General features: G+C 41.4%; 18 protein-coding genes and 1 tRNA gene. 6 read left to right on the plus strand and 13 right to left on the minus strand.

Features of this window, described 5'->3' with window-relative positions; genetic code table 11:
• Positions 1-124 precede the first annotated feature (124 nt).
• From folB to HMPREF9010_RS07750, 4 genes are all read right to left on the minus strand, one after another.
• Positions 125-496: a dihydroneopterin aldolase gene (folB, locus tag HMPREF9010_RS07765; protein ID WP_004299342.1), complete on the minus strand. Its 372-nt coding sequence runs from the start codon at positions 494-496 to the stop codon at positions 125-127.
• Positions 480-1,532 carry an acyltransferase family protein gene (locus HMPREF9010_RS07760; RefSeq protein WP_032852829.1) on the minus strand — a complete coding sequence of 351 codons (1,053 nt, stop codon included), beginning with the start codon at positions 1,530-1,532 and terminating at the stop codon, positions 480-482. The genes folB and HMPREF9010_RS07760 overlap by 17 nt, the downstream gene beginning before the upstream one ends.
• 302 nt (positions 1,533-1,834) lie before the next feature.
• Positions 1,835-4,516, minus strand: a complete 2,682-nt coding sequence (locus tag HMPREF9010_RS07755; RefSeq protein WP_008650141.1) for a 4-alpha-glucanotransferase — start codon at positions 4,514-4,516, stop codon at positions 1,835-1,837.
• A gap of 131 nt (positions 4,517-4,647) precedes the next feature.
• Complete coding sequence (locus HMPREF9010_RS07750) at positions 4,648-7,191, minus strand: adenosylcobalamin-dependent ribonucleoside-diphosphate reductase (RefSeq protein WP_004299345.1); 2,544 nt, start codon at positions 7,189-7,191, stop codon at positions 4,648-4,650.
• Positions 7,192-7,475: 284 nt separating this feature from the next.
• Between HMPREF9010_RS07750 and HMPREF9010_RS07745 the strand changes: the two genes are divergently transcribed.
• Positions 7,476-8,219, plus strand: coding sequence for an NADPH-dependent oxidoreductase (locus HMPREF9010_RS07745; RefSeq protein WP_008024992.1), 744 nt, complete (start codon positions 7,476-7,478; stop codon positions 8,217-8,219).
• 96 nt (positions 8,220-8,315) lie between these two features.
• Here the strand turns inward: HMPREF9010_RS07745 and dnaA are convergent, their stop codons facing one another.
• From dnaA to HMPREF9010_RS07730, 3 genes are all read right to left on the minus strand, one after another.
• Positions 8,316-9,728 (minus strand): chromosomal replication initiator protein DnaA, encoded by a 1,413-nt coding sequence (gene dnaA, locus HMPREF9010_RS07740; protein ID WP_004299347.1) that lies wholly within the window; start codon positions 9,726-9,728, stop codon positions 8,316-8,318.
• Positions 9,729-10,079: 351 nt separating this feature from the next.
• Positions 10,080-10,973 (minus strand): MlaD family protein, encoded by an 894-nt coding sequence (locus HMPREF9010_RS07735; protein WP_008650143.1) that lies wholly within the window; start codon positions 10,971-10,973, stop codon positions 10,080-10,082.
• A 9-nt stretch (positions 10,974-10,982) separates the two neighbouring features.
• Entirely contained in the window at positions 10,983-12,242 is a 1,260-nt protein-coding gene (locus HMPREF9010_RS07730; protein ID WP_008650144.1) for an N-acetylmuramoyl-L-alanine amidase, read from the minus strand.
• Between the two features lie 81 nt (positions 12,243-12,323).
• Between HMPREF9010_RS07730 and HMPREF9010_RS07725 the strand changes: the two genes are divergently transcribed.
• Both HMPREF9010_RS07725 and HMPREF9010_RS0124595 read left to right on the plus strand, forming a co-directional pair.
• Positions 12,324-13,268: a bile acid:sodium symporter family protein gene (locus tag HMPREF9010_RS07725; RefSeq protein ID WP_008650145.1), complete on the plus strand. Its 945-nt coding sequence runs from the start codon at positions 12,324-12,326 to the stop codon at positions 13,266-13,268.
• Positions 13,269-13,291: 23 nt separating this feature from the next.
• A complete protein-coding gene (locus tag HMPREF9010_RS0124595) occupies positions 13,292-13,762 on the plus strand; it encodes a GNAT family N-acetyltransferase (protein WP_004312343.1) in 471 nt (156 codons plus the stop codon).
• 222 nt (positions 13,763-13,984) lie between these two features.
• On the opposite strand, the gene HMPREF9010_RS07720 is transcribed toward HMPREF9010_RS0124595, so the two are convergent.
• From HMPREF9010_RS07720 to HMPREF9010_RS07710, 3 genes are all read right to left on the minus strand, one after another.
• Positions 13,985-14,350: an MmcQ/YjbR family DNA-binding protein gene (locus HMPREF9010_RS07720; protein ID WP_008650146.1), complete on the minus strand. Its 366-nt coding sequence runs from the start codon at positions 14,348-14,350 to the stop codon at positions 13,985-13,987.
• 143 nt (positions 14,351-14,493) lie between these two features.
• Entirely contained in the window at positions 14,494-15,828 is a 1,335-nt protein-coding gene (locus HMPREF9010_RS07715; RefSeq protein ID WP_004312345.1) for a TPM domain-containing protein, read from the minus strand.
• A gap of 217 nt (positions 15,829-16,045) precedes the next feature.
• On the minus strand, positions 16,046-17,212 hold the full coding sequence (locus HMPREF9010_RS07710) for an exo-beta-N-acetylmuramidase NamZ domain-containing protein (RefSeq protein WP_032852831.1): 1,167 nt from the start codon (positions 17,210-17,212) through the stop codon (positions 16,046-16,048).
• Between the two features lie 70 nt (positions 17,213-17,282).
• Here HMPREF9010_RS07710 and HMPREF9010_RS0124600 point away from each other — a divergent pair, with 70 nt between their 5' ends.
• Both HMPREF9010_RS0124600 and HMPREF9010_RS07705 read left to right on the plus strand, forming a co-directional pair.
• Positions 17,283-17,819 carry an HDIG domain-containing metalloprotein gene (locus HMPREF9010_RS0124600; RefSeq protein WP_004312347.1) on the plus strand — a complete coding sequence of 179 codons (537 nt, stop codon included), beginning with the start codon at positions 17,283-17,285 and terminating at the stop codon, positions 17,817-17,819.
• A gap of 89 nt (positions 17,820-17,908) precedes the next feature.
• Positions 17,909-20,623: a putative LPS assembly protein LptD gene (locus HMPREF9010_RS07705; protein WP_008650153.1), complete on the plus strand. Its 2,715-nt coding sequence runs from the start codon at positions 17,909-17,911 to the stop codon at positions 20,621-20,623.
• 253 nt (positions 20,624-20,876) lie between these two features.
• Here the strand turns inward: HMPREF9010_RS07705 and HMPREF9010_RS07700 are convergent, their stop codons facing one another.
• Positions 20,877-21,539 (minus strand): uracil-DNA glycosylase, encoded by a 663-nt coding sequence (locus tag HMPREF9010_RS07700; protein WP_004312349.1) that lies wholly within the window; start codon positions 21,537-21,539, stop codon positions 20,877-20,879.
• A 6-nt stretch (positions 21,540-21,545) separates the two neighbouring features.
• Positions 21,546-22,583 (minus strand): aspartate--ammonia ligase, encoded by a 1,038-nt coding sequence (asnA, locus tag HMPREF9010_RS07695; RefSeq protein WP_004306648.1) that lies wholly within the window; start codon positions 22,581-22,583, stop codon positions 21,546-21,548.
• Positions 22,584-22,804: 221 nt separating this feature from the next.
• Between asnA and HMPREF9010_RS07690 the strand changes: the two genes are divergently transcribed.
• A tRNA-Arg gene (locus tag HMPREF9010_RS07690) sits at positions 22,805-22,877 on the plus strand.
• A gap of 193 nt (positions 22,878-23,070) precedes the next feature.
• Here HMPREF9010_RS07690 and HMPREF9010_RS07685 read toward each other — a convergent pair.
• Positions 23,071-23,499: a hypothetical protein gene (locus HMPREF9010_RS07685; RefSeq protein ID WP_004326194.1), complete on the minus strand. Its 429-nt coding sequence runs from the start codon at positions 23,497-23,499 to the stop codon at positions 23,071-23,073.
• Positions 23,500-23,995 lie beyond the last annotated feature (496 nt).

The following is a 23,995-nucleotide window of genomic DNA, read 5'->3' on the forward strand; positions in this document are numbered from 1 at the left end:
AGTTTACGGCTGTGAAAATAGAAGCAGATCTTGCTTAAAAAGGAATGCAGATGATACGGATTACTTTATTAATATCGTATTATCTGCATTTCGTCATTTATGTTTCATTTCCAACTGTGATATTTTATTTCCTGCTGCAGTGTAGCTCAATTCCTGCGGACTCTATATCTGCTCCCATCGGTGGGTTTCGTTTGGAAAGCCGGAGTTCGATTTCTTCAATACAGGGGAATTGGTCAAAGAGTTTTTGTATAATCCGTCCGCTAACGTGTTCCAGCAATTTTGAGGGAACAGCCATTTCATTTTCTATCACCTGATGTACTTCAGCATAGTTGACGGTGTCGGTAACTTCATCTGTCCGGGCAGCTTTGCTGATATCTACTTTCAGTTTCAGGTCAATGAGATATTCATTCCCAATCAGATTTTCTTGCGGTGCGACTCCGTGATAGGCGTAACAACGAATTTCTTTCAAAAGGATATAGCTACTGTTTATCTTCATATACTGTCTTTTTAGTGTGATCTTGTTTGACTTTTAACAGGTCTTTCTGTGCAACCATTTGTGGAATCACTTTAAGAAAGACGGGTGTGAGCAGAAGGCAGATGCTTAATGTTATAAGCAAAAGTGCGCTTGCCTGTGCCCAACTATTGTGAATATAACGGCTGACTAATGGACCTAAAAAATGGAGTATCGGTCCATGAATACTCAAGGTGATGATTGAATATCGTCCCAAGTAAGAAACAACCTTTATCTTCTTCACTTTTTTGCAAAGTAACATAATCATAAATATTCCTGCAAACGCAGCGATATATACTTGAAAAATATTTCCCGTATAATTGTTGGTACGCATCCCCAATGTAGTAGCGGTAAAGTACATTACCACCAGTGCCAATACAACAAAAACCGGTATCAGTTTGTCGAAACGATGGCTGGGATATAGAAAGAAATTATACCGTCGGATCCAGAAACCGGCCACATAGAAGGGGAGGGCAGTCATGGAAACATCTATATACAGGGGTAACTCTATCTGTAATTTTCCGAGATAAAATCCTGCGCAACCAATCAGGATTGTCACAGCGAACATGACAGGCAGATGCTTTTCACGCAGAAAGTGAATTAGATAAAATAGGATATTACAATTGAATAATGCGAGTAGAAACCAGATCGGTGGATTGAACTTGATAAGGTCGTGTCCATGAAATACAACCAAGAGTTCATTCCACGACACAGGCAGTTGAAACACTCCTGGAGCAATCTTCCAAACAATATATTTCATTAGAAATGCACTTAAATAGAAGAAAAGAAAAGGAATAATCAATTTGTTTATTTTTCGTAGAATGAATCCGAACAGGCCTTCGTATGATTTGAAAAACACTCCCGAGATAAAGAAGTAAAGCGGCATGCGGAAACAGGATAACATCGAATTCGTATCCAGTTGTTCGAAGGCCCCTCCAACGTGTGCCATTACCACAAGGATAATGCAGACTCCTTTGGTTAAGTCCACAAAATCAATACGTCTGCTCTGGTTGCCTTCCATTATCTCTTTTAATTTCTCTTTTTCGGCGCAAAGATACTTTATAAATCGGAATAAAAAGAGGAACATTGAAAAAATAAACGAATGATGCGAAAAGCGAAAAAGTATGATATATAGTAATGATATTATTGCGAAAAAAATGGTTGACTATGTTTTGAAACTCCTTATTTTACCTCTGTTATCAATATATCCTTGAAAAACGAATGACGCGGATCACATAGATTTTTAGCGTTCTTAATCTAGTGTTATCCGCGTCGGTAGTGTCCGGAAAATATCCTTTTTGAAAGTTACTTGTACCTTTTATTCTATTTATTCGGATCTCTTCCTGTGTATTTAATCAATTCGCTAATCTTATCATTAAGTGTTTTTGCTTTCATCAACTGTTCCAGAGTGAGATGCATCCGGTATCTCCAGTAATTGCGTGGATTGGATGGAACATTAATTCGCTCTTCCGCCACATTCGGATTTCTCCATTTCCCGTCTATCGATAACCAATCCTGGAAAGACAAGATACAGAGAATGGAATTACTGTTGAGATGGTTGCGTACGATTTCCTCGCACAACTCCGGGGTGGCAGTTGTCGGTGCAACTCCATAATGTCCTAACGTTGCATTGTAGTAACGTTGGGTCTGTTGATAATCTTCTTCCCACCAGCCACGCAACGTAGACATATCGTGAGTGGAGATTGTGCAGACAGACCGGTACGGATATTCATTTAAATGCCCGAATTCATACATCGGATTCTTAGGCATCCGCTGAATTTCCAGACTAAGAATCCGGAGATCATTCATCACCGACGACACACAAGCAGGAATCATCCCCAAATCTTCTCCACAAACCAACATGCGGGTTGACTGTGTCAGTTGAGGTAACTTCTTCATTGCTTGCTGATACCAGAACTCGTTGTGCCGGTGATAATAATACTGGTCGTATAGTTTGTTAAACGCATTTTTCTCTGCTTCGTTCAGCGACCGGAATACGAAATCCCGTTGCACACCGATGCGCGGGTGGTATTTACTTTCCTCTTTCTTATCCGCAACAAATAAGACGTTGCTGATTAATGAATAAAGCCCTTCCCGAATCCACACACTATCTTCATCATTTCTACCGGCGAAGAATTGCTCTACCTCCCGTTGTGTTTCGAATCCCGGTTTCATCCGATAAAGTCCGGAGTTATCAACCGATTCAAGGAAATCTTGTTTGACTAAATGGGTATGCGGTCCGAACAACTGTCCGAGGAAAGATTCATGGATGAATGGTAGCAGATATTCATCCCGGAACGTTAGGCCATAACTTTCGATTTCTTCCCGGCTCATCGGTAAAGAAGGATCAAACTGACCTAACAATCCGTGTACAGCGTGCATTGGTATTTCCCAAATACGGAAGAACCCGAGGATATGATCGATCCGGTAAGCATCGAAGTATTCCGCCATTTTCTGAAAACGCTTCATCCACCAGCGGTATCCGTCTTTTTCCATGACATCCCAGTTGTATGTGGGGAATCCCCAGTTTTGCCCGTTGATCGAGAAATCATCGGGCGGAGCACCCGCTTGTCCGTCGAGATTGAAGTAATGAGGTTCTGTCCAGGCTTCCACGCTGTTGCGGCTGATGCCAATCGGAATATCCCCCTTTAATACGACACCGTGTTGGCGGGCATATTCGGTTGCAGACAACAATTGCAGGTGCAAATGATACTGGATATAATAATACAACGAGATGTGAGGATAATCTGCCGTTCCCGGTTGGCACATTTTTTCTATATCTTCCGCTTGGTAAACAGAGTGTCTCGGCCATTTGCGGAAATTGGGCGTTTTGTAGGCATCGCGCAGATAACTAAAGACTGCATAAGGTTGCAGCCATTCCTTGTTTGTTTCAAAGAAATCTTTGAAACCTTTGGAAGTCAATACCTTTTCTCCTTCCTGTCGGAACAGTAAGTTAAAAAACTCCCATTTAGTTTGGTTGACCGCTTCGTAGTCAATAGCAGGGAGGCTGTTCAGTTCCTTTTGCTTCTTGCTGAATTTCGATGCCGCTTCTTTATCTTTCAGAGTTCCCATTTGCCTGATATCCGCATACATCGGATGGAAAGCATAAATAGAAATGCTGTTATAAGGATAAGAGTCCGTCCATGCATGAGTCATGGTGGTGTCGTTGACCGGTAAAATCTGAATAACTTTCTGGCGAGTATTTACTGCCCAGTCGACCATACGTTTCAAATCGCCGAAATCACCTACTCCGAAACTTTTCTCTGATTTTAAAGAAAATACGGGTATAGCGATTCCTGCCCCTTTCCATGCGGGAATGTCGAAATAAACATATCGGTCGGAAATCACGAGCGTTTCGTTGGTCTTCAGTTCCGGGTCTGCCAGATAGCGGTTAGGGTTTTTCTCCCAGCAGTCTGCTTTCTTTTCCTGTTTGTTGTAGAGGATGAATTTATATTCCAGCGGATATTTTAGTTTGCTGGCGTCCAGCTCTATCTGCCATTCCGGGAAATTGGTATCACTCATCAACACCGCTTTCTCCGGGTCCCAGTGACCTAATGATTTCTGGTTGCCACAAATTGCCAGGCAATAATCTTTATTGATACGTGGGGCGTAGGCCTTGATAACCAGTCCCTTCTTATATCTTTGCGGGATATTCTCTTTTTCAGGATGTGCTAGTAAGGCTTCTGTAAAAGCAGAACTATAAAGATACAGTTGTTCCGGGATATTTTTCCAGCAATCATTGATTCTGTATATCTTCCTGGAACTGCCTGATAAGAAAATAGATCTCGAAAAACTGTCCCATTCCTTGCGGATAACTATTCCGTTTTGCTCTATCTGATAGCTATAATTGATAGTCATCCCTTCTTGAGGGATTTCAAGCTCAAGTTCTGCCGTCCAATAGATACCATCGGTGGTGTGTAAAGGAATTGATTCCGGAAATAAGCCGGAAATCCTTACTTCTTCTCCCCAATTGGTGCGGTATTCAATATTAAATGATAGAATCATATATATTAGATTTTGATTGTATATGTAAGACACTGCAAGTATAAGACATTTTTTTGAATAAAAAATAAAAGGAGCCGCACCGGACTCCTTTTAATCTTTTGTTTATATATTAATTAACATACGTAGGACTATTATCCACATCTGGAAGCGCCGCAAGTAGTACAAATCAGACAGCCTTCCTGATAAACCAATGTCTCGTTGCCACAGTTCGGGCACTTCTTACCTTTGGCTTCCGTTCCATCCTGAATATACTTCTTCAATGCACGTTCTACACCGTTTTTCCAAGTGTTGATACTTTCACTGTTCAATTGCAGAGAGCCAACCAGTTTGATAACCTGTTCAATCGGCATCCGGTAGCGAAGCACGCCGGAAATCAATTTTGCATAGTTCCAGTATTCCTTGTTGAACTTCTCTGACAATCCTTCAATGGTCGTCTTATATCCGCGTTTGTTCTCGAATTGGAAGTCGTAACGTTTGGTACCGTCTTCATCCACATTTTTGATGATACGTCCGCAAGTTACGCTCTTAGGCAGCAAGATACCTTCGTCATCATCTTGCAAACCTGTGAATATTTCATAAGGGTGTCCGTCCAATAATCCGACAAAAGCTACCCATTTTTCCTTGTTGTTCTGGAAACGGACAACGTCTGCTTCCAATATTCTCGGACGTACCTCTACAACCGTAGGCGGTTTGCAAGGAGGAAGTCCTTCTTTCTTGTCTTTATCCGATTTCGTAGAGATCAGCACTCCGGAGCGTGAACCGTCACGATATACGGTACAACCTTTACAGCCGGATTTCCATGCCTCTACATACAGGCGGTTTACTAAATCCTCGTCCACATCGTTCGGCAGATTGATGGTTACGCTGATAGAGTGGTCTACCCATTTCTGGATTCTTCCCTGCATCTTCACCTTCATCAACCAGTCGACATCGTTAGAAGTCGCTTTGTAATAAGGAGATTTGGCAACCAGTTCGTCAATCTCTTCCTGGGTGTAACGTCTGGCCGGATCGTATCCGTTAGCTTCCATCCAGGTAACAAATTTATGATGGAATACGATGTATTCTTCGAATGCGTCCCCTGTTTCGTCTACAAAGTCTACATGCACATTCGTATCGTTCGGGTTCACCTTTCTTCTACGTTTGTAAACAGGCAGGAATACAGGCTCGATACCCGAAGTGGTCTGCGTCATCAAACTGGTCGTTCCGGTTGGAGCAATCGTCAGGCAGGCAATGTTACGGCGACCATATTTCTTCATGTCCTCATATAGTTTCGGATCAGCTGCTGCCAGGCGTTGGATGAACGGATTGTTCTGTTCACGTTCGCTATTGTATATTTCGAATGCACCGCGTTCTTTGGCCATTTCCACTGAAGAACGATAGGCACCGAGAGCTACTGTCTTGTGTACTTTTTCAGAGAATTCCGTTGCTTCTTCCGTTCCGTAACGCAATCCTAATGCAGCAAGCATATCACCTTCTGCAGTGATACCTACGCCGGTACGACGACCTTGTCCGCTCTTCTTGTAGATTTTCTCCCAAAGTGCACGTTCCGCATGTTTTACTTCTTCGTTTTCCGGATCTTCGTCAATCTTGGTCATGATACGTTCGATCTTCTCTAGTTCGAGATCGATAATATCGTCCATGATCCGTTGAGCGAGAGCCACGTGTTTTTGGAACAGGTCGAAATCAAAATAAGCATCCGGTTTGAACGGATTTACCACATAAGAATATAGATTGATAGCCAGTAAGCGGCAAGAATCGTAAGGACATAGAGGGATTTCTCCGCATGGGTTGGTAGATACCGTTCTGTAACCCAGGTCTGCATAACAATCAGGGACAGATTCACGGATAATCGTATCCCAGAACAAAACGCCCGGTTCTGCCGATTTCCATGCATTGTGAACGATTTTCTTCCACAAGGTAGAAGCGTCGATTTCCTTGGTGAATGTAGGTTGGGCAGAGTCGATAGGATATTGCTGTACATACGGCTTTTCGTCTACGGCAGCCTGCATGAAAGCGTCGTCCAACTTGACAGAAACGTTTGCTCCGGTCACTTTACCTTCGGTCATCTTGGCATCAATGAATGCTTCCGAATCCGGATGCTTGATAGACACGCTCAACATCAATGCACCGCGACGTCCGTCTTGAGCTACTTCACGAGTGGAATTCGAATATCGTTCCATGAACGGAACAAGACCGGTAGAAGTCAACGCCGAGTTTTTAACGGGAGAACCTTTCGGACGGATGTGTGATAAGTCATGACCTACACCACCGCGTCTTTTCATTAGTTGTACCTGTTCTTCGTCGATTTTGATGATAGCGCCATAAGAGTCGGCTGCACCGTCCACTCCGATAACGAAGCAGTTGGATAGTGAAGCAACCTGGTAGTCGTTACCGATTCCTGTCATCGGGCTACCTTGGGGGACGATGTACTTGAAGTGATCCAGTAAATCATACAGTTCTTTTGCTGTCAACGCATTCGGATACTTCGATTCTACGCGTGCCACTTCATTTGCAATTCTCCAATGCATGTCTTCCGGGGATTTTTCATAGATATTACCGAAAGAATCCTTTACTGCGTATTTGTTTACCCAAACCCTTGCAGCAAGCTCGTCGCCTTGAAAATATCGTAAAGATTCTTCATAGGCTTCGTCGTAAGAATAAATCTGTTTTTCCACGATTCAATTTGTGTTAAATCTCGTTTTTAATAAGTAATATGTAGAAGTTTACTTATCGTTAACAAATGTAGGCGCAAAGCTAAGAATGTTTTTTCATCTATCAAAATAAAAATGAATTAATTTATTAACAGGTTGCAAGTTTTCCATTTGTTTATGCTAAGTATTTGATAAACAGATAAAATTGAAATTTGTTCAAAGGTTAAAGTTCTCCAAAAAGAAAACTATTCTATTCTGCTAGTGTGGTGGAATATTTTTTTCTTTTTATATCTTTGCAAAAAAAAGATATGTTTGAAACCGTAAAAAACAGAAGAACTATCCGGAAATATCTGCCTAAAGATATAAATCCGAGTTTGTTAAATGATTTGCTTGAAACCTCTTTCCGTGCTTCTACGATGGGTGGGATGCAACTTTATAGTGTGATTGTGACTCGCGATGCGGAAATGAAGGAGAAACTTTCGCCTGCTCATTTCAATCAGCCGATGGTAAAAAATGCTCCGGTCGTACTGACTTTTTGTGCTGATTTCCGTCGTTTCAGCAAATGGTGTGAACAGCGGAAAGCAGTGCCGGGCTACGATAATTTAATGTCTTTTATGAATGCGTCTATGGATACTTTGCTTGTTGCGCAGACTTTTTGTACGCTGGCGGAAGAAGCAGGACTCGGCATTTGTTATTTGGGAACTACCACTTATAATCCTCAAATGATTATTGATACCCTCCAACTCCCCGAACTGGTATTCCCTCTCACCACAATAACGGTAGGTTATCCGGATGGTATTCCCGCACAAGTAGACCGTTTGCCTTTGGAAGCTGCCGTGCACGATGAAAAATATCACGACTATACACCGGAAGAAATAGATAAACTCTATGCCTACAAAGAATCGTTGCCGGAAAACAAGCAGTTTATCGAAGAAAATAAAAAAGAAACATTGGCTCAAGTCTTTACGGACGTGCGTTACACAAAGAAAGATAACGAATTTATGTCCGAAAATCTATTGAAAGTACTTCGTCAGCAAGGATTCTTGAAATAAGTATTAAGTATCAAGTATTAAGTATTATCCATGCGGATGGACTTTATCATGCGATATTGTATAGCAACGGTAATACTTAATACTTGATACTTGATTTCAGTTTCTCTTTTTCAGTAACGATTCTATTTCCTGTACTTCTGCACTAAAGCTTTTGTCCACCTCCAATTGTCCTTTTACGGTTTTGCAGGCATGAAGTACCGTTGCATGGTCTTTGTTACCGATAAACTTACCTATCTTAGAAGTTGAAAAGTCTGTGTGGTTTTTAGCTAGATACATGGCAATCTGTCGTGCTTGAACGACTTCCCTTTTTCTGGATTTTGTATGTATGGCAGACGGTTCCAGATCAAAATGCTTGCATACCACTTTGAGGATATCATCGATGGTAACCGCTTTCGTTTCGTTATGAACCACGCCATGTACAATGTGTTGTGCCAGATCCAAATCTATTTCTTTGTTGAAAATAGTGGAACGAGCCATGATAGCAATGACGATACCTTCCAGATCGCGTACACTTTCATTCACATTTTCGGCAATATAATCGATCACTTCCGGCGGGAATTGTAACCCGTCGCGGTGTATCTTGTTGCGTAGAATGTTTTTGCGAAGTTCTACCGTCGGCTTTTCAAGCTCGGCTACCATACCCCATTTGAAACGGGTCAGGAGGCGTTCTTCAATACCTTGCAACAATACAGGAGCACGGTCTGAAGTTAATATAAGCTGTTTGCCGTTCTGGTGTAAATGATTGAAGATATGGAAGAAGTTGTTCTGCGTCTTGGTGACACCGGCAAACTCCTGAATATCATCAATGATTAATACATCGATCGTCTGATAAAAATTAATAAAGTCGTTGGTCGTGTTATTGCGTACAGAATCCGTATATTGTACCTGGAACAAATGTGCCGAAACGTACAATACTCTTTTCTCTGGATAAATTTCTTTGATTTTCGTGCCTATTGCGTTTGCCAGGTGCGTCTTTCCTACTCCGGATGCTCCATAAAGGAATAACGGATTGAAAGCAGTCCCTCCCGGTTTTTGTGCTACGGCTTCCGCCACACTTCTTGAAAGTTTATTGCTGTATCCTTCAATGAAGTTCTCAAAATTATAATTGGGATTCAAATGCGGGTCCAAATCCTGAACGGCAGGGGCCTGTAGGAAGCTGGGAGCTTTGTTTCCTCCGATTATGCTTTTGGGAGTAACAGCCGTAGAACGATTGCTTGCTTCGAGATTCACGGTTTGATTCGGAATCGAAGTCTTGTCCACCATGACATTGTACATCAACTTGGTTCCTTCGCCAATGACCTTATATAATGTCTTACGTATAAGATCTACGAATCTCTCTTCCAGTATTTCATAGAAAAACTGGCTCGGGATCTGTAAGATCAACGTTTTGTCCTCATATTTCAACGGAACAATAGGGGCAAACCAAGTATTATATGTCGTCTCGGGAACATTGTCTTTAATAACGTCGAGACAGCGGTTCCAAAGTACGACATGATTTGATTCAATCATAGTAACTTTTAATACATTTATTAATTAAGCAAAACTTCTACGTTTGCAAAATTGGGAATCTTATTCGGAAAAAACAAATCTATTTTTTCTTGTTTTTTTCATGCTAACAATAATGTGTTTACTTTCAATGACTTATGCGTTTGTTGTCGGACACACTCTGTTTACCCTCTCTTGCAGTTTTGTAAGTATCTGTATGTTAATGTCTTATATATATAATTTTAGCCTTTTTTCTCACTTTTGTACGTTTGTACGGGAATATTATTTCGGTTTGTAGATAGACATTTGAAGAGCAATCTACTTTCTTTTGAAAGCCCTTCGTTATTTAGATAAAATCTATATAACGATAATTTGCTACTTGTCTTTCTTGCCGAATAATGAGAAGTGAACGTACCGTTTCGGATGCTCTTTCAGGTCTTCTAATAAGCTGGCTGCATTTTCAGTTGTTGCATTCAGATTATTGTATAAAGTCGGGTCGTTGAAGAGCAGTCCGATAGTGTTATCTTTGCTGTTTAATTTTTCTGTAAGTATTTTTACGTTAGCCAGCGTTTCGTCTATTTTTTTGAAAGTGGCTGCATAGTCTACTTCTTTCAAATTTCCGCTGATGACAACAAAGTTGTCTCCGATGGTGTTCAGCTTGCTGGTGAGTTGAGGTATGTCATTACTCATCAGCCCTTTTACCTGCGAACTGACTACTGCCAGGTTGGCGGTTGTCTTCTCTATCGAGTGCAGGGTGGCAGGGATGCTCTTGTCTCCTAATATATTGTTCAGAGAGATGAGGATAGAATCCAGTTTCGGAAGCATTTCTTCTACCTTTGGGATCAGTTTCGCCGCGCTTTCCATCATTCTGTTGTTCAGTGTGCCGGGGATCGTATCTCCTACGGCATATTTTTCGCGCGGGTTGTTTGCCAGAAGAATATTCATGCGTACGCCTCCCATAAGTTCGGATACAAGCTCGGCGCTACTTCCTTTGGGAATCCGTAGTTCCGTGTCCAGTTCCACTTCGACAATTACATTTCCGGGTTTGGCATAATCATAATAGATGTCACGTACGATACCTACACGAACACCGTCGGCAAATACCGGGCTTGATTTGGTGAGTCCGTTTACGTTTTCAAATTTGGCATAGAAATAGCTGGAAGGTTGAAACATGTGTATACCTTTCAGCCAGTTAATTCCGTATATAAGCACACATAGTGCAACGATACCTGCAATACCTATTCTGACTTCTTTTGTAATGTACTTCATTTTATCTTTTTATTTATTTCTTCTTTTCTTGAATTCGGCAATTGCTTCATTGACGTTCATTTTCTCGCCGTTCCGGAAAGCGATGATAAAGGCGTCTTTGAATTGTGCCGTAATGGTGCGCTTCGTACGCAACACCTTGTTATAATCGGCGGAGGCTCCATACGTATATTTGTATATTCCTCCTTCCTTATAATAACCTACCTCTTTCAGTCCTTTCAGCCGTTTGTCGTTTTTGGCGAGAGGTTTGGAAGAAGTAAGTATCTGTATCTTAAACGTAATTTCACTGTCATTGGTTGCACTCTCTACTACAATTGGGCGTTTCGGTGCTGTTTTTGCTGTCGCGGCAGGTTTTGTTTTTGCTTCGGCCAATAGCTTTTCCTGTTGGGGAGCTGTGTTCACGCTTTCGGTATCCTTTTGGGTAATTGCCGGGGCATTGTCTTCTTCCTGTTCGGTTGGGACGATCGTTTTGCTGACTCCCGTTAGGCGCAGTTCATGTTCTCTCTTATAATTTAAGAAAGCACGGTAGATGCCTTTTGCCATGGTGCCGGCCCCTTCTTCAGAATTCAGATAGCGCTCCTCTTCGGGCGTAGAGATAAATCCTAGTTCTATCAGAATGCTCGGCATGGCACTCGCTTTTAAGACAAGGAATCCGGCTTGATGCACTCCACGGTCTGCCCTTCTACAAGTTTGGCGAAATTGTTTCTGCATCAGCGAAGCCAGGTGTACACTCTGCTCCATATATTTATCTTGCATGAATTCAAATATAATATATGACTCGGCAGAGTTCGGGTTGAAACCGGCATATCTTGTTTTGTAGTCACTTTCGTAGAGGATTACGGAGTTCTCTCGCTTGGCAACTTCCAGATTAGCGTCTGATTTGGCTAAACCCAGTGTCCAGGTTGAAGCACCTTTTGCGGTACGGTTGTTAGCCAATGCGTTGGTGTGAATGGAAATAAAGAGGTCAGCCTTCGCGTTGTTGGCAATTTCTGCGCGTCGGTCTAAAGGGATGAATACATCTTTGCTACGAGTGTAAATCACTTTGACGTCGTCGCAATTCCTTTTAATCAGATTTCCCACTTTCAGGGCAACGTTCAGATTGATATTTTTCTCTTTCGAGATTTTGCCGATGGCGCCCGGGTCATGTCCGCCATGTCCTGCGTCGATAACTACTACAAAATCCTTCCCCCATAAGTGGTTAGTACATGAGGGTAGAAAAAGTAGCCAGAGGCAAATGAATATGTATAATATGTACGGTCTATTCAGTTTCATATCTATAATACGGTGCAAATGTAGTAGAAATTTGTAGAAAACTCATTATTTGCCATTAAGTTTTGTGTTTTTTTCGGTTTAATGGTAGCTTTTTTCCTGAAATCTCCGTTACTTTGTGCTTCGAAGTTAAAATGTACGACGATGCTTAAGTTTTTGAAGAATTGGACGTTACCTATTGCTATGCTGGTAGGTGCTATAGGTTATCCGCTGTTTATCAGCCTTTCTTTTCTGACTCCTTATCTTATTTTTACGATGTTGCTATTGACCTTCTGTAAGGTATCTCCTCGTGATTTGAAGCCTAAACCTCTCCATTTGTGGTTGTTATTGATTCAGATTGGTGGAGCGTTGGCTGCTTATCTGTTGCTTTATCGCTTTGATAAAATTGTAGCAGAAGGAGTGATGGTTTGCATTATTTGTCCAACGGCTACGGCTGCTGCGGTGATTACTTCCAAGTTGGGAGGGAGTGCGGCCAGTCTGACTACTTATACATTGATAGCAAATATTGGAGCGGCTATTGCTGTGCCCATTCTTTTTCCTTTGGTGGAGGTCCATCCTGATGTCACTTTTTGGGAGGCGTTTCTTGTTATTTTAGGTAAGGTATTTCCGTTGTTGATTTGTCCTTTTTTGGCTGCCTGGTTGTTGAGTAAGTGTTTGCCAAAAGTGCATCAGAAGTTATTGGGCTATCATGAACTTGCTTTTTATTTGTGGGCTGTGTCTTTAGCTATCGTAACAGCGCAGACATTGTATTCCTTGCTCAATGACCCAGCGGATGGTTTTACGGAAATCATGATTGCTGTCGGAGCACTGATTGCCTGCTGTTTGCAGTTCTTTTTGGGGAAGACAATCGGCTCAATTTATAATGACCGTATCAGTGGCGGGCAGGCGTTGGGACAAAAGAATACGATTCTGGCTATTTGGATGGCACATACTTATTTGAATCCATTGTCTTCTGTGGCTCCCGGTTCGTATGTGTTGTGGCAGAATATAATCAATTCGTGGCAGTTGTGGAAAAAGAGAAAGAGATAAAATAGTGAATAATTAGGGATTATATGATTACTATAAGGATAGCTTTAAATACGGATATAGAGGAAATTCAGTCTCTATATCGAAACACAGTGTTAGTGATAAACAGGCGTGACTATTCACAGGCCGAGGTTGAAGATTGGGCATCGTGCGGAGATGATCCTTCTAAAATAGAGGGTATGATAAAAACTCACTATTTTATTGTTGCTGTTAATCGGCAATCTGAAATCGTCGGTTTTTCATCCATTACACCTCAGGGCTATTTGCATTCAATGTTTATTCATAAGGATTTTCAGGGCAAAGGTGTTGCTACACTATTGTTGAATGAGATAGAACGTTATGCCGTCGCAGCCGGGATTACGCGGATTACCTCTGAAGTGAGTATAACAGCCCGTCCATTTTTTGAAAAGCGAGGGTATATAGTAGAAGTAGAGCAAAAACGCAGGGCTAATCAGCTGTCTCTTACTAACTATTGGATGGCCAAAAGCCTTGTATGATGAAAATTTATAATGGTCGTGTCCCGGCATGTGGCGTGTTTTGTGGTGGGTGTCCTACCTATACACGGCAAAAAAAAACTTGTCTGGGAGCGCAATTGAATAGTGCACGCTGTGAAAAATGTAAAACATTCCCCAACACAAGACATCGGAGCTGAAAATGAAAACGATGGAAAGAATATTTGAAATAAAAGACCTGAAAGCACTGGAAGACTTTTTGCAATCTCAAACAGAAACCCGTTCTTTCTTTGTCAGACTTTTGACTACAATATCATAGGATTTGCTTACGAGTTCTTTGATCTTATCATCAGATACGTCTTGATTGAAATAAACGCTGATCCAATATTTCTTATTCATGTGCCAGCCTGGTTTTATACCGGCATATTCAGTTTGCAGTTCTCCAGATTCGTCAGGGTTACATTTGATGCAACAAAAATCGAAAATCTCAATGTTAACGAAACAAAACCATTTGTCCGCAACATAAAAGCATAGAACGTCACGGCTATATTGGTCGGGTACATTGGGAAAAGGCATCTTCTCGTGAACTCCTTTAAAAGACAGACAATATTCTCTAAATTCTTCTATATTCATTTCACTTTTTTATGTTCGGTTATCTATGCAAAAATAGTTAGAATAAGGGAGTGGACAACCATCTTTCTATGAAAATATTCAGGTGAGATGTGTTTTCATGTCCTTTATTTGGTTAGTCGACTTCTTCGGATGGATAGTTGATCTTAAAAACTACTTGACGCTCCACCGCCACCGCTATGTCCACCACCAAAACTGCCGCTACTACTTCTACTACTGCTTCTGCCACTACTACTGTGACTATTACTAGAACTGTCACTATTGGGGGGTGTCTTGCGGGGGATCTTCTGTGTTGTCTGCTTTTTATCTCCGCACATCAGGCAAAGATAGTCGGCAACCTCCAATCCGGCATCGGAATATGTGGGCTCTTTAATTGTTTTCCACGGGCTGATACGCTTGGAAGCAATGGTATGGCATTGATTACACATCCTATATTCGCTTATGGTGATAGATTTATACCGTAAAAGCCAGCCGCAGGAAGTACATTGATAAATACGGTGGATAGCAGAACCTAGTTTGTGTTCCATTTGTTCGGAAGCAGATAATAAAGGGGTTGCAAGCTCATTGGGTAAAAGTTGTAAAGCCACAGCTTTGCAAGAATCGCAGGTTTTACTCTGCAAAATAACACGTTGTTTTTGGTAGAACTTGTACCATAAGGATGCCGCAATAAGTGCAGGCCAGACCGGAAAAAACAATACAAGACATCCAAGTGGGCTGTAATGTGTCAGGACTTTGATTGCTGCTAATGCTGAACTGTCTTTGGGGCGAGCTTTGTTTACTTTCATGCGATAAGTGAGAACATTTACCAGTATCAAGAATATCCAAAGCATGAGCGGTTGATTTGCCAGAAAATTCCACAACGTATTGCTGGCACTTTTCCAGTAATTATCAGAAGTGCCTTGAGAAACGGGCTCATAGTCACTTCCATAAAGCACCAATGTTACAGCCCGGACTCCCTCTGTTATTCCTCTGTCAAAGTCGTTTTTTCTAAACCACGGAACCATTTCATTCTGTTGAATGCGAAAGCATAAAGCGTCGGGAAGTACTCCTTCCAAACCGTATCCGGTTGCGAAAGTGACTTTACGTTGATCGAGCACTAAAAGAATCAGTAATCCGTTGTCGTCCGCTTTCTTTCCGATGCCCCAGTGTTCAAAAAGCTTGTGGGCAAACTCTGCCGGAATATCTTCACCGATAGAAGGGAGTGCAACAACTGTCACTTCAATACTCAATGAATCTTCTAACTGTGACAACATATTATTTATTTCCCACACATAACTTTCATCCAATATCTGATTCGGATTGCTGACCCAATTGGAAGAGCTTTCATTACGCGGATTGGGGACATCTGTTACTTTATAAATATCTACTGTTTGTTCGTGCTCTAAAGCCAATGCAAAAGCATGACTACCAAAGGTATAACAGAAAACAAGAAGTAATATCCGGACTATTCCCCTGAAACTTTTTTGTGTTTTATCTTTCATTATTGTGTTATTAACTGATTGTTCTTAGAGTAGAAAATAACTATCATAACTCTCATTCTTTTTGCTAATATAGTTATTATCTGATGAATAAGAATGATAGATGTTTCTGAAATTTTGTATCTATCATACTTTCTTCATGAAATATGGGTATCTATCATACTTATTCTTTTAATTATAAGTGGTTTATAAAAATGAATGAGAGTATGATACTAGTTTTTTACTCATAGAGAAGATGTTTTTTTCTAATCTCTTTGTAATCCTGTAACTCCTTTTGCCAACTATTCCGGATAGCCTCTTCCGATTCTCCTTTGAGGATAGCCTTGCGTACGCTGTCAGTTCCCATCAGCAAATCAAACCATCGGGCACGGGAGAAGAAGGCTGCGCTTTCACCGGATAAGCGATAAAAGTTCAAGAAGTAGCGGAGTGTAAATCCGTTCACATCGGTTACATTCCGGAGGTCTTCCCCATAGCAGGTGATACCTTTGTGCATCGGGTTTTTGTCAAAACCGGGTAAGGAGCGGGGAGTAAAAGTGAAACTTCCGTATTTCTTATTAGGTGCGCCTAATACTTGGAAAGGAAAAGTTGTTCCCCGTCCCACGCTGACGCGGGTAGCTTCAAAAGGACAGAGTGAAGCATACAATCGGATAGACTGATCGTTCGGGAGGTTGGGCGACGGTTTGATGGGGAGTGAATAAGGCTCTCCATGTTTCCACCCGGTCATTGGAATTACCTTTAATGAACAAGGATTTTTCTTGTTGGCAATCCATCCTTCCCCGTTTATCATCTGTGCCAGTTCGCCGATAGTACATCCGTGAAGTACAGGAATGGGAAGCATGCCGACAAAGCTCCGGTAAGCAGATTTGAGTATCGGACCATCCACATAGTCGCACGGATTGGGGCGATCCAGTACAATCATTTCTTTCTTGTTCTCTGCACAAGCATCCATCACATAATACATCGTGCTTATATAGGTATAAAAGCGTGCCCCTACATCCTGAATGTCGAATAAGATCACGTCAACATCTTTTAGTTGGGTGGCAGACGGCTTTTTGTTATCACCATAAAGCGATACGATAGGAATACTGGTGCGGGAATCTTTTCCGTCTTTCACCGTTTCACCTGCATCCGCGTTACCGCGGAAACCATGTTCGGGGGCAAATGCTTTGACTACCCGGACGTCTCTCCTTAATAAGGTATCGAGAAGATGAACCCGCTTTGCTCCCACGACAGAAGTGTGGTTGACTACCATTCCGATGCGTTTTCCTTTCAGCAACGGCATATATTGATCCATTTGTTCTGCTCCCGTGACAATTTGACTGCTTACACGCATTGGTGACAACATAATGAATAGAAATATAAGAATGAAGGAAGCTCGAGTTTGCATATCGGTAATTTTTTTTGTAATATTGCACAAAAATATTAATTTCTCATCAAGAGAGCAAAAAATAAAGCACATGAATCCATACGAAATCATTGATAAATATTATCCGGAAAATACGCAGCAGAGACAAATCTTAGTAATTCATAGTCTGGCGGTGTCCGGAAAGGCAATGAAAATGCTGGATGCTCATCCCGAATTGCGTTTAAACCGGAGTTTTGTGAAAGAAGCTGCTCTGTTGCATGATATTGGAATTTTTCAGACCGATGCTCCCACCATTCAGTGCTTTGGCACTCATCCTTATATCGCCCACGGATATTTGGGAGCTGAAATCTTGCGGGCGGAAGGTTTCCCCCAACACGCATTGGTGTGCGAACGCCATACGGGAGCCGGACTCTCGTTGGAAGATATCATTGCCCAGCAGCTCCCCGTTCCTCATCGTGAGATGCTGCCCATTACTCTGGAAGAGCAATTGATTTGCTTTGCGGATAAATTCTTTTCTAAAACCCATCTGGATGAAGAGAAAACTGTGGAAAAAGCGCGGCAAAGTATTGCAAAATATGGTGAAGAAGGCCTAAGCCGCTTTGATAGATGGTGTTCTCTCTTTTTATAGCACTAAAAAATAATTAAATAACGAAGATTCTAACTCATATTTGGTGAAGATTGTGTACTTTTGCCACTTCAAGCGTAAACTATTAGTTAATGGCGCCATTGAAAGCAAAAATACTTATATCATTCATACTGCTGATTGTCTTACTGATGCTTCCCGATGAGGCTACGTCTCAGCGTCGAAGAAGAGGAATGATTGCCTCCAATACCGCACAAACGGATTCCCTTCAGGGAAATGATTCGTTGAAAGCAGATACGGTAACGGTACGCATTGATTCCATCGCACCGGTAAAGAAGAAACAACCACTCGATGCACCGGTTGTTTATGAATCCAACGACTCCACTGTCTTTACTTTGGGAGGAGCCGCTACACTTTATGGTAGCGGAAAAGTGAATTATCAGAACATCGAACTGGCTGCGGAAGTTATTTCGATGAATCTGGATAGTAGTACTGTGCATGCTTATGGTATCAAGGATACTACCGGAGTGGAAAAAGGTAAACCGGTATTTAAAGAAGGTGAAACCTCGTATGATACGGAAACAATCCGATATAACTTCAAAACCAAGAAAGCGGGAATTACTGATATCGTCACCCAGCAGGGAGAAGGATATGTGACCGGAAGCAAGGCGAAGAAAGGGGCCAATGATGAAATTTTCATGGAGCATGGGCGTTATACAACCTGCGATCATCACGATCATCCCCACTTCTATATGCAGCTGACGAGAGCTAAGGTGCGCCCTAAAAAGAATGTAGTGACAGGACCTGCCTATCTGGTTGTGGAAGATGTGCCTCTGCCGTTGGCTGTGCCGTTCTTCTTCTTCCCATTCTCCAGCAGTTACTCTTCCGGTTTCATTATGCCGACTTATATGGATGACTCCAGTCGTGGTTTCGGTTTGGCAGAAGGAGGATATTACTTTGCCATGAGTGATATCATGGACTTGAAAATAACGGGAGATATCTTCACGAAAGGTTCATGGAGATTGTCTGGATTGACAAACTATAATAAACGCTATAAATATTCCGGTACGCTGCAAGCGGACTATCAGGTCACCAAGACTGGAGATAAAGGGATGCCGGACTATACAGTTGCTAAGGACTTTAAGGTGGTATGGAACCATCGACAGGATGCTAAAGCCAGTCCGAACACTACATTCTCTGCCAGTGTGAACTTCTCGACCAGTAGTTATGAACGTTCTAATATCAACAACCTTTATAATTCGCAGTTGTTGACTCAAAATACCAAAACATCAAGTATTAGTTATTCTCGTAGTTTTCCCGATATCGGTCTGACCTTATCCGGAACTACCAATATCGCACAGACAATGCGTGACTCTTCTATTGCGGTCACTTTGCCTGACTTGAATATTACGTTGAGCCGTCTGTTTCCGTTCAAGCGCAAGAAAGCGGCAGGAGCCGAACGTTGGTACGAGAAGATTTCCATTGGTTATACGGGACGTCTGACAAACAGTATCCGTACTAAAGATGACCATTTGTTCAAAGCCGGACTAAGCTCATGGGAGAATGCGATGAACCATAACATTCCTATCAGTGCTACTTTTACGCTGTTCAAATATTTGCAGGTCAATCCTTCTGTGAATTATACAGAACGATGGTACACCCGTAAAATCAATCAGCATTATAACGAAGATACTCACAGGCTGGAATCATTGCCGGGCGATTCTCTTAACGGCTTTTATCGTGTATCCAATTACTCGGCTAGTTTGGCTCTAAGTACGAAATTGTATGGTATGTATAAACCGATCTTTGCGAAGAAGAAGGAGATACAGATTCGTCACGTATTCACACCGCAGGTGAGTTTGAGTGGTGCTCCGGGATTTGGCAAGTACTGGGAAGAATATACCGATTATAATGGTAATACACAATATTATTCTCCTTTTACCAATCAGCCTTATGGCGTGCCTTCTCGTGAGGGGTCGGGAACGGTTAGTTTCTCGATAGCTAATAACTTGGAGATGAAGTATTATGACGCAAAGAATGATACAGTCAAGAAAGTTAGCCTTATTGATGATTTGAGTGCCAATATGTCCTATAATATGGCGGCAAAGGAAAGACCGTGGAGTGACTTAAGTATGAACCTCCGTCTGAAACTGACCAAGAATTATACTTTCAATATGAATGCCCAATTCGCTACGTATGCTTATACATTCGATAAAAGCGGTAATGTAGTGACCAGTAACCGTACAGAATGGTCGTATGGTCGTTTTGGGCGTTTCCAAGGATATGGTTCTTCTTTCAACTATACCTTTAATAATGACACATGGAAGAAATGGTTCGGTCCGAAAGAGGAGGATGAAAAAGGAAAAGATAAGAAGTCGGAGGATAGTGACGATGAAGAATCTGACGGAACGGAAGGAGATGGTACTACACCTAAGAAAGTAGAGAAAGCACAGGCAGACCCGGATGGTTATCAGGTGTTTAAGATGCCTTGGTCGTTGAGCCTTAGCTATTCGTTTAATATCCGTGAAGATAGGTCTAAGCCTATTAACCGTTATTCCATGCGATATCCTTATACGTATACGCATAACATCAATGCAAACGGAAATATAAAGATTTCTAATAACTGGTCGCTCTCGTTCAACTCGGGCTATGATTTTCAGGCAAAAGAGATTACGCAGACTTCTTGTACAATCTCCCGTGACTTGCACTGTTTCAACCTGTCCGCCAGTCTTTCTCCTTTCGGACGCTGGAAATATTACAATGTTACCATCCGTGCGAATGCAAGCATCCTGCAAGACTTGAAGTATGAGCAGAGAAGCCAAACGCAAAGTAACATTCAGTGGTACTAGGATAAGTTGAGAGTGGAGAGTTGAGAGTGGAAATTCGGACGTGTAATTGTTTTGCTACAATATAGAAAAGAAAAATGGCTGCGCTATCATTCGACGAATAGTGCAGCCATTTTTTTTACTCTTTACTCTTTACTCTTTACTCTTTACTCTTTACTCTTTACTCTTTACTCTTTACTCTTTACTCTTTACTCTTTACTCTTTACTCTTTACTCTTTATTCTTAACTCTCAACTCTCCATTCTCAACTTCTCCAACTACCATGCGATTTCTGTTTTTCCATGGGTTTTCAGGTAGTCGTTTGTACGGCTGAAATGTTTGTTTCCGAAGAAGCCGTTGTAAGCAGAAAGAGGAGAGGGATGGGCGGAAGTGAGTACCAAGTGTTTGTTGCGGTCGATAAACGCTCCTTTCTTTTGAGCGTATGATCCCCACAGGATAAATACCAGGTTTTCTTTTTCTTCTGCCAGGGCACGGATTGCAGCATCAGTAAATGTTTCCCAGCCACGGTTCTGGTGTGAACCAGCTTGGTGAGCACGTACGGTCAGCGTAGCGTTGAGCAACAATACTCCCTGTTCTGCCCAGCGAGTCAGATTTCCCGTAGCAGGGGCATCTGTGCCGATGTCGGCTTTGATTTCTTTGAATATATTCACTAATGAAGGGGGAAAAGGCACTCCGTCGTTTACAGAGAAACAGAGACCATGCGCTTGTCCCGGTCCATGGTAAGGATCTTGTCCTATAATTACAACTTTCACTTTGTCGAAAGGACAAAGGTTGAAAGCATTGAAGATCAGTTTTCCCGGAGGGAAGATCTGATACTGGCTATATTCGCTTTTGACGAAATCGGTCAGTGTGCGAAAGTAGTCTTTTTCGAATTCGGGTTCTAAATGTGCTTTCCAGCTTTCTTCAATTTGTACATTCATAGTTTGTTATATAAGGTGTATTTCAAGTTCTTCACATTCCTTGCGCATATCTTCGGGCCAGATGCTGGCTTGTATTTCTCCGATGTGAGCTTTGCGAAGGTAGAACATACACAAGCGGGATTGTCCGATACCTCCTCCGATAGACAGGGGAAGGGTGTCATTCATCAATCGCTTGTGGAAATAAAGTTCCAGTCTTTTTTCTTCTTTTTCTTCTTTTAACTGACGTTGCAAGGCTTCTTTGTCTACACGGATTCCCATCGATGATAATTCGATGGAGCGTTGCAGTACATTGTCCCACAATAGGAGGTCGCCGTTTAGTCCGGGCAGGTCGTTCAGTCCTTTGGTAGTGTAGTCGTCATAGTCCGGTGCACGTCCGTCGTGCTTCTTGCCATCACCAAGTTGACAGCCTATTCCTATGATAAACACAGCTCCATATTTCTGACAGATGGCATGTTCGCGACATTTAGGTTCCAGGTTCGGATAAAGCTGGCGCAATTCCTCTGAATGAATGAAATGTAGCTTTTGTGGCAGGCAAGGTTTGATTTGCGGATACATTTCATATACCATATATTCTGTACGGATCATAGCCGCATAAATACGGTTGACGATTTCCTTTAGGAAGTTCACAGTCCGGTCTTCATTGGTGATAACACGTTCCCAGTCCCACTGGTCTACGTAGAGAGAATGCAGATTGCCCAGTTCTTCGTCTGACCGAATAGCATTCATATCCGTATAAATACCATATCCCGGTTCGATGTGATAGTCAGCTAAGGTCAACCTTTTCCATTTAGCCAATGAATGAACCACTTCGGCTTGCGCATCGCCCAGATCTTTGATTGGGAAAGAAACAGGTCGTTCTATTCCATTCAAATCATCATTGATACCCATTCCTTTCAATACGAAAAGAGGGGCAGTCACACGTCTAAGGCGTAGTTCGGATGACAAGTTTAATTGGAAGAACTCTTTTATTTGCTTGATTCCCAGCTCGGTCTGTTTGAGGTCGAGTAGCGGCTTATAGTTCTTAGGTTTTATCAAGTAACTCATAGGTTTGTTAAATGTTAATTGTCGGCAAAGATAGGAATAAAATTGATATATGTAATGGATATTCTCTAAAAGATTGTCAATTTGATAAAGTAAATGCTCTAAAGCATTTCAAAATAACAGTCTTCTAATATAGGGAAGTACCTTAAGAACTATAAAAAAAGGAGAATCATTAGGAAGATGAGAAGATTTTTTATACTTTTGTCCTCGCATTTAGAAAGAATGGCCCCGTAGCTTAGTGAATAGAGCGTCAGATTCCGGTTCTGAAGGTCGTGCGTTTGAATCGCACCGGGGTCACAGAAAAATCCCTTGATAATCAGTTGATTATTGAGGGATTTCTGTTTTCTTATACCTTGGATAACTAAAACTAAATGCAGGATTTAGCCCTTGTAATTGATTTTTGTTGGTCTATTGTTGTTCCCAAGAAACCAATGTTATATGTTGACTATCAAAGTGAAATCTTTCTTTTATCTCGTAAGAGGTTCTATTATTAGTCTTTCTTTGTATAAGAATTACAAACTAATCGTCTATTTGGGTCATCTGGAAAATCCGGATTAGTTATTTGATTATAAAATTCCCAGTCTCTTTCAAGTCTTTGGGCTACATCTATGTTGGCTGTATAGCAGATGTATTTTTTATTTGCTACATCCAGAATGCCATAGGTAAGAATATCCTTTTCCTTTCCCTCCTTATTTATATATGTACTCTTGACCAATAATATCTTATATTTTCCGTCTTCCCGAGTACAGTATTCTTTATTGTTCTCAAGAGTATATGTGCCGGAGACATCTGTAAAATCATTGGAGGCCATTTCTACGATAATCTGTTTGGGCTCTCCTGTTTCCGGAGTGTCTGTCGAGTCATTGTTGCATGCGGATAGCAAGATGGCGGATAAGAATAATAGTTTAAGTAATTTCATCTTTATATTTTATTTGTTTTTGATCCTTTTTTTAGTCTAGTATATTATTTATAGTGCAAATGTACAGTTTTTGTGTGATATAAAAGCGGTAATGAGTAAAATAAATGTGTTTCATATTCTTGATATTTACATTCATAATCCTTAGATAGTCAGTCATGTATTTTGCTTTGCATTTTCTCAAACCTAGTTAGTTATTATTGTATGTAGTTGCATAATTTAGCCTAAATAGAATGAAAAAGTTGATTTAAATAAAAGGATTCTCGTGAGAAATGCTAACTTTGTAGATATGAAAAAGTAAGGAATGATATTCTGTAGTAGTATGTTCATAGCTTTCCAGATGTAGACATTTGACGATAAATTATATTAATCCCAATAAATATAAATAAGAATGGAAGAAGCTAGAAAAAAGAAATGGGGTAGTGTTGCGCTGATTATCGGAGCTATTGCTTTTATCATTATTATGATTTACTTTACAGTTATTTCAAGTCTCAACATG

The organism is Bacteroides sp. 3_1_23, assembly GCF_000162555.1.
Lineage (GTDB): Bacteria > Bacteroidota > Bacteroidia > Bacteroidales > Bacteroidaceae > Bacteroides > Bacteroides ovatus.

Bases quoted from the DNA above. Each gene is read 5' to 3' on its own strand.
- folB (WP_004299342.1), bottom strand. From the start codon at position 496: ATGAAGATAAACAGTAGCTATATCCTTTTGAAAGAAATTCGTTGTTAC.
- HMPREF9010_RS07760 (WP_032852829.1), bottom strand. From the start codon at position 1,532: ATGGAAGGCAACCAGAGCAGACGTATTGATTTTGTGGACTTAACCAAA.
- HMPREF9010_RS07755 (WP_008650141.1), bottom strand. From the start codon at position 4,516: ATGATTCTATCATTTAATATTGAATACCGCACCAATTGGGGAGAAGAA.
- HMPREF9010_RS07745 (WP_008024992.1), top strand. From the start codon at position 7,476: ATGTTTGAAACCGTAAAAAACAGAAGAACTATCCGGAAATATCTGCCT.
- dnaA (WP_004299347.1), bottom strand. From the start codon at position 9,728: ATGATTGAATCAAATCATGTCGTACTTTGGAACCGCTGTCTCGACGTT.
- HMPREF9010_RS07735 (WP_008650143.1), bottom strand. From the start codon at position 10,973: ATGAAGTACATTACAAAAGAAGTCAGAATAGGTATTGCAGGTATCGTT.
- HMPREF9010_RS07730 (WP_008650144.1), bottom strand. From the start codon at position 12,242: ATGAAACTGAATAGACCGTACATATTATACATATTCATTTGCCTCTGG.
- HMPREF9010_RS07725 (WP_008650145.1), top strand. From the start codon at position 12,324: ATGGTAGCTTTTTTCCTGAAATCTCCGTTACTTTGTGCTTCGAAGTTA.
- HMPREF9010_RS0124595 (WP_004312343.1), top strand. From the start codon at position 13,292: ATGATTACTATAAGGATAGCTTTAAATACGGATATAGAGGAAATTCAG.
- HMPREF9010_RS07720 (WP_008650146.1), bottom strand. From the start codon at position 14,350: ATGAATATAGAAGAATTTAGAGAATATTGTCTGTCTTTTAAAGGAGTT.
- HMPREF9010_RS07715 (WP_004312345.1), bottom strand. From the start codon at position 15,828: ATGAAAGATAAAACACAAAAAAGTTTCAGGGGAATAGTCCGGATATTA.
- HMPREF9010_RS07710 (WP_032852831.1), bottom strand. From the start codon at position 17,212: ATGCAAACTCGAGCTTCCTTCATTCTTATATTTCTATTCATTATGTTG.
- HMPREF9010_RS0124600 (WP_004312347.1), top strand. From the start codon at position 17,283: ATGAATCCATACGAAATCATTGATAAATATTATCCGGAAAATACGCAG.
- HMPREF9010_RS07705 (WP_008650153.1), top strand. From the start codon at position 17,909: ATGGCGCCATTGAAAGCAAAAATACTTATATCATTCATACTGCTGATT.
- HMPREF9010_RS07700 (WP_004312349.1), bottom strand. From the start codon at position 21,539: ATGAATGTACAAATTGAAGAAAGCTGGAAAGCACATTTAGAACCCGAA.
- asnA (WP_004306648.1), bottom strand. From the start codon at position 22,583: ATGAGTTACTTGATAAAACCTAAGAACTATAAGCCGCTACTCGACCTC.
- HMPREF9010_RS07685 (WP_004326194.1), bottom strand. From the start codon at position 23,499: ATGAAATTACTTAAACTATTATTCTTATCCGCCATCTTGCTATCCGCA.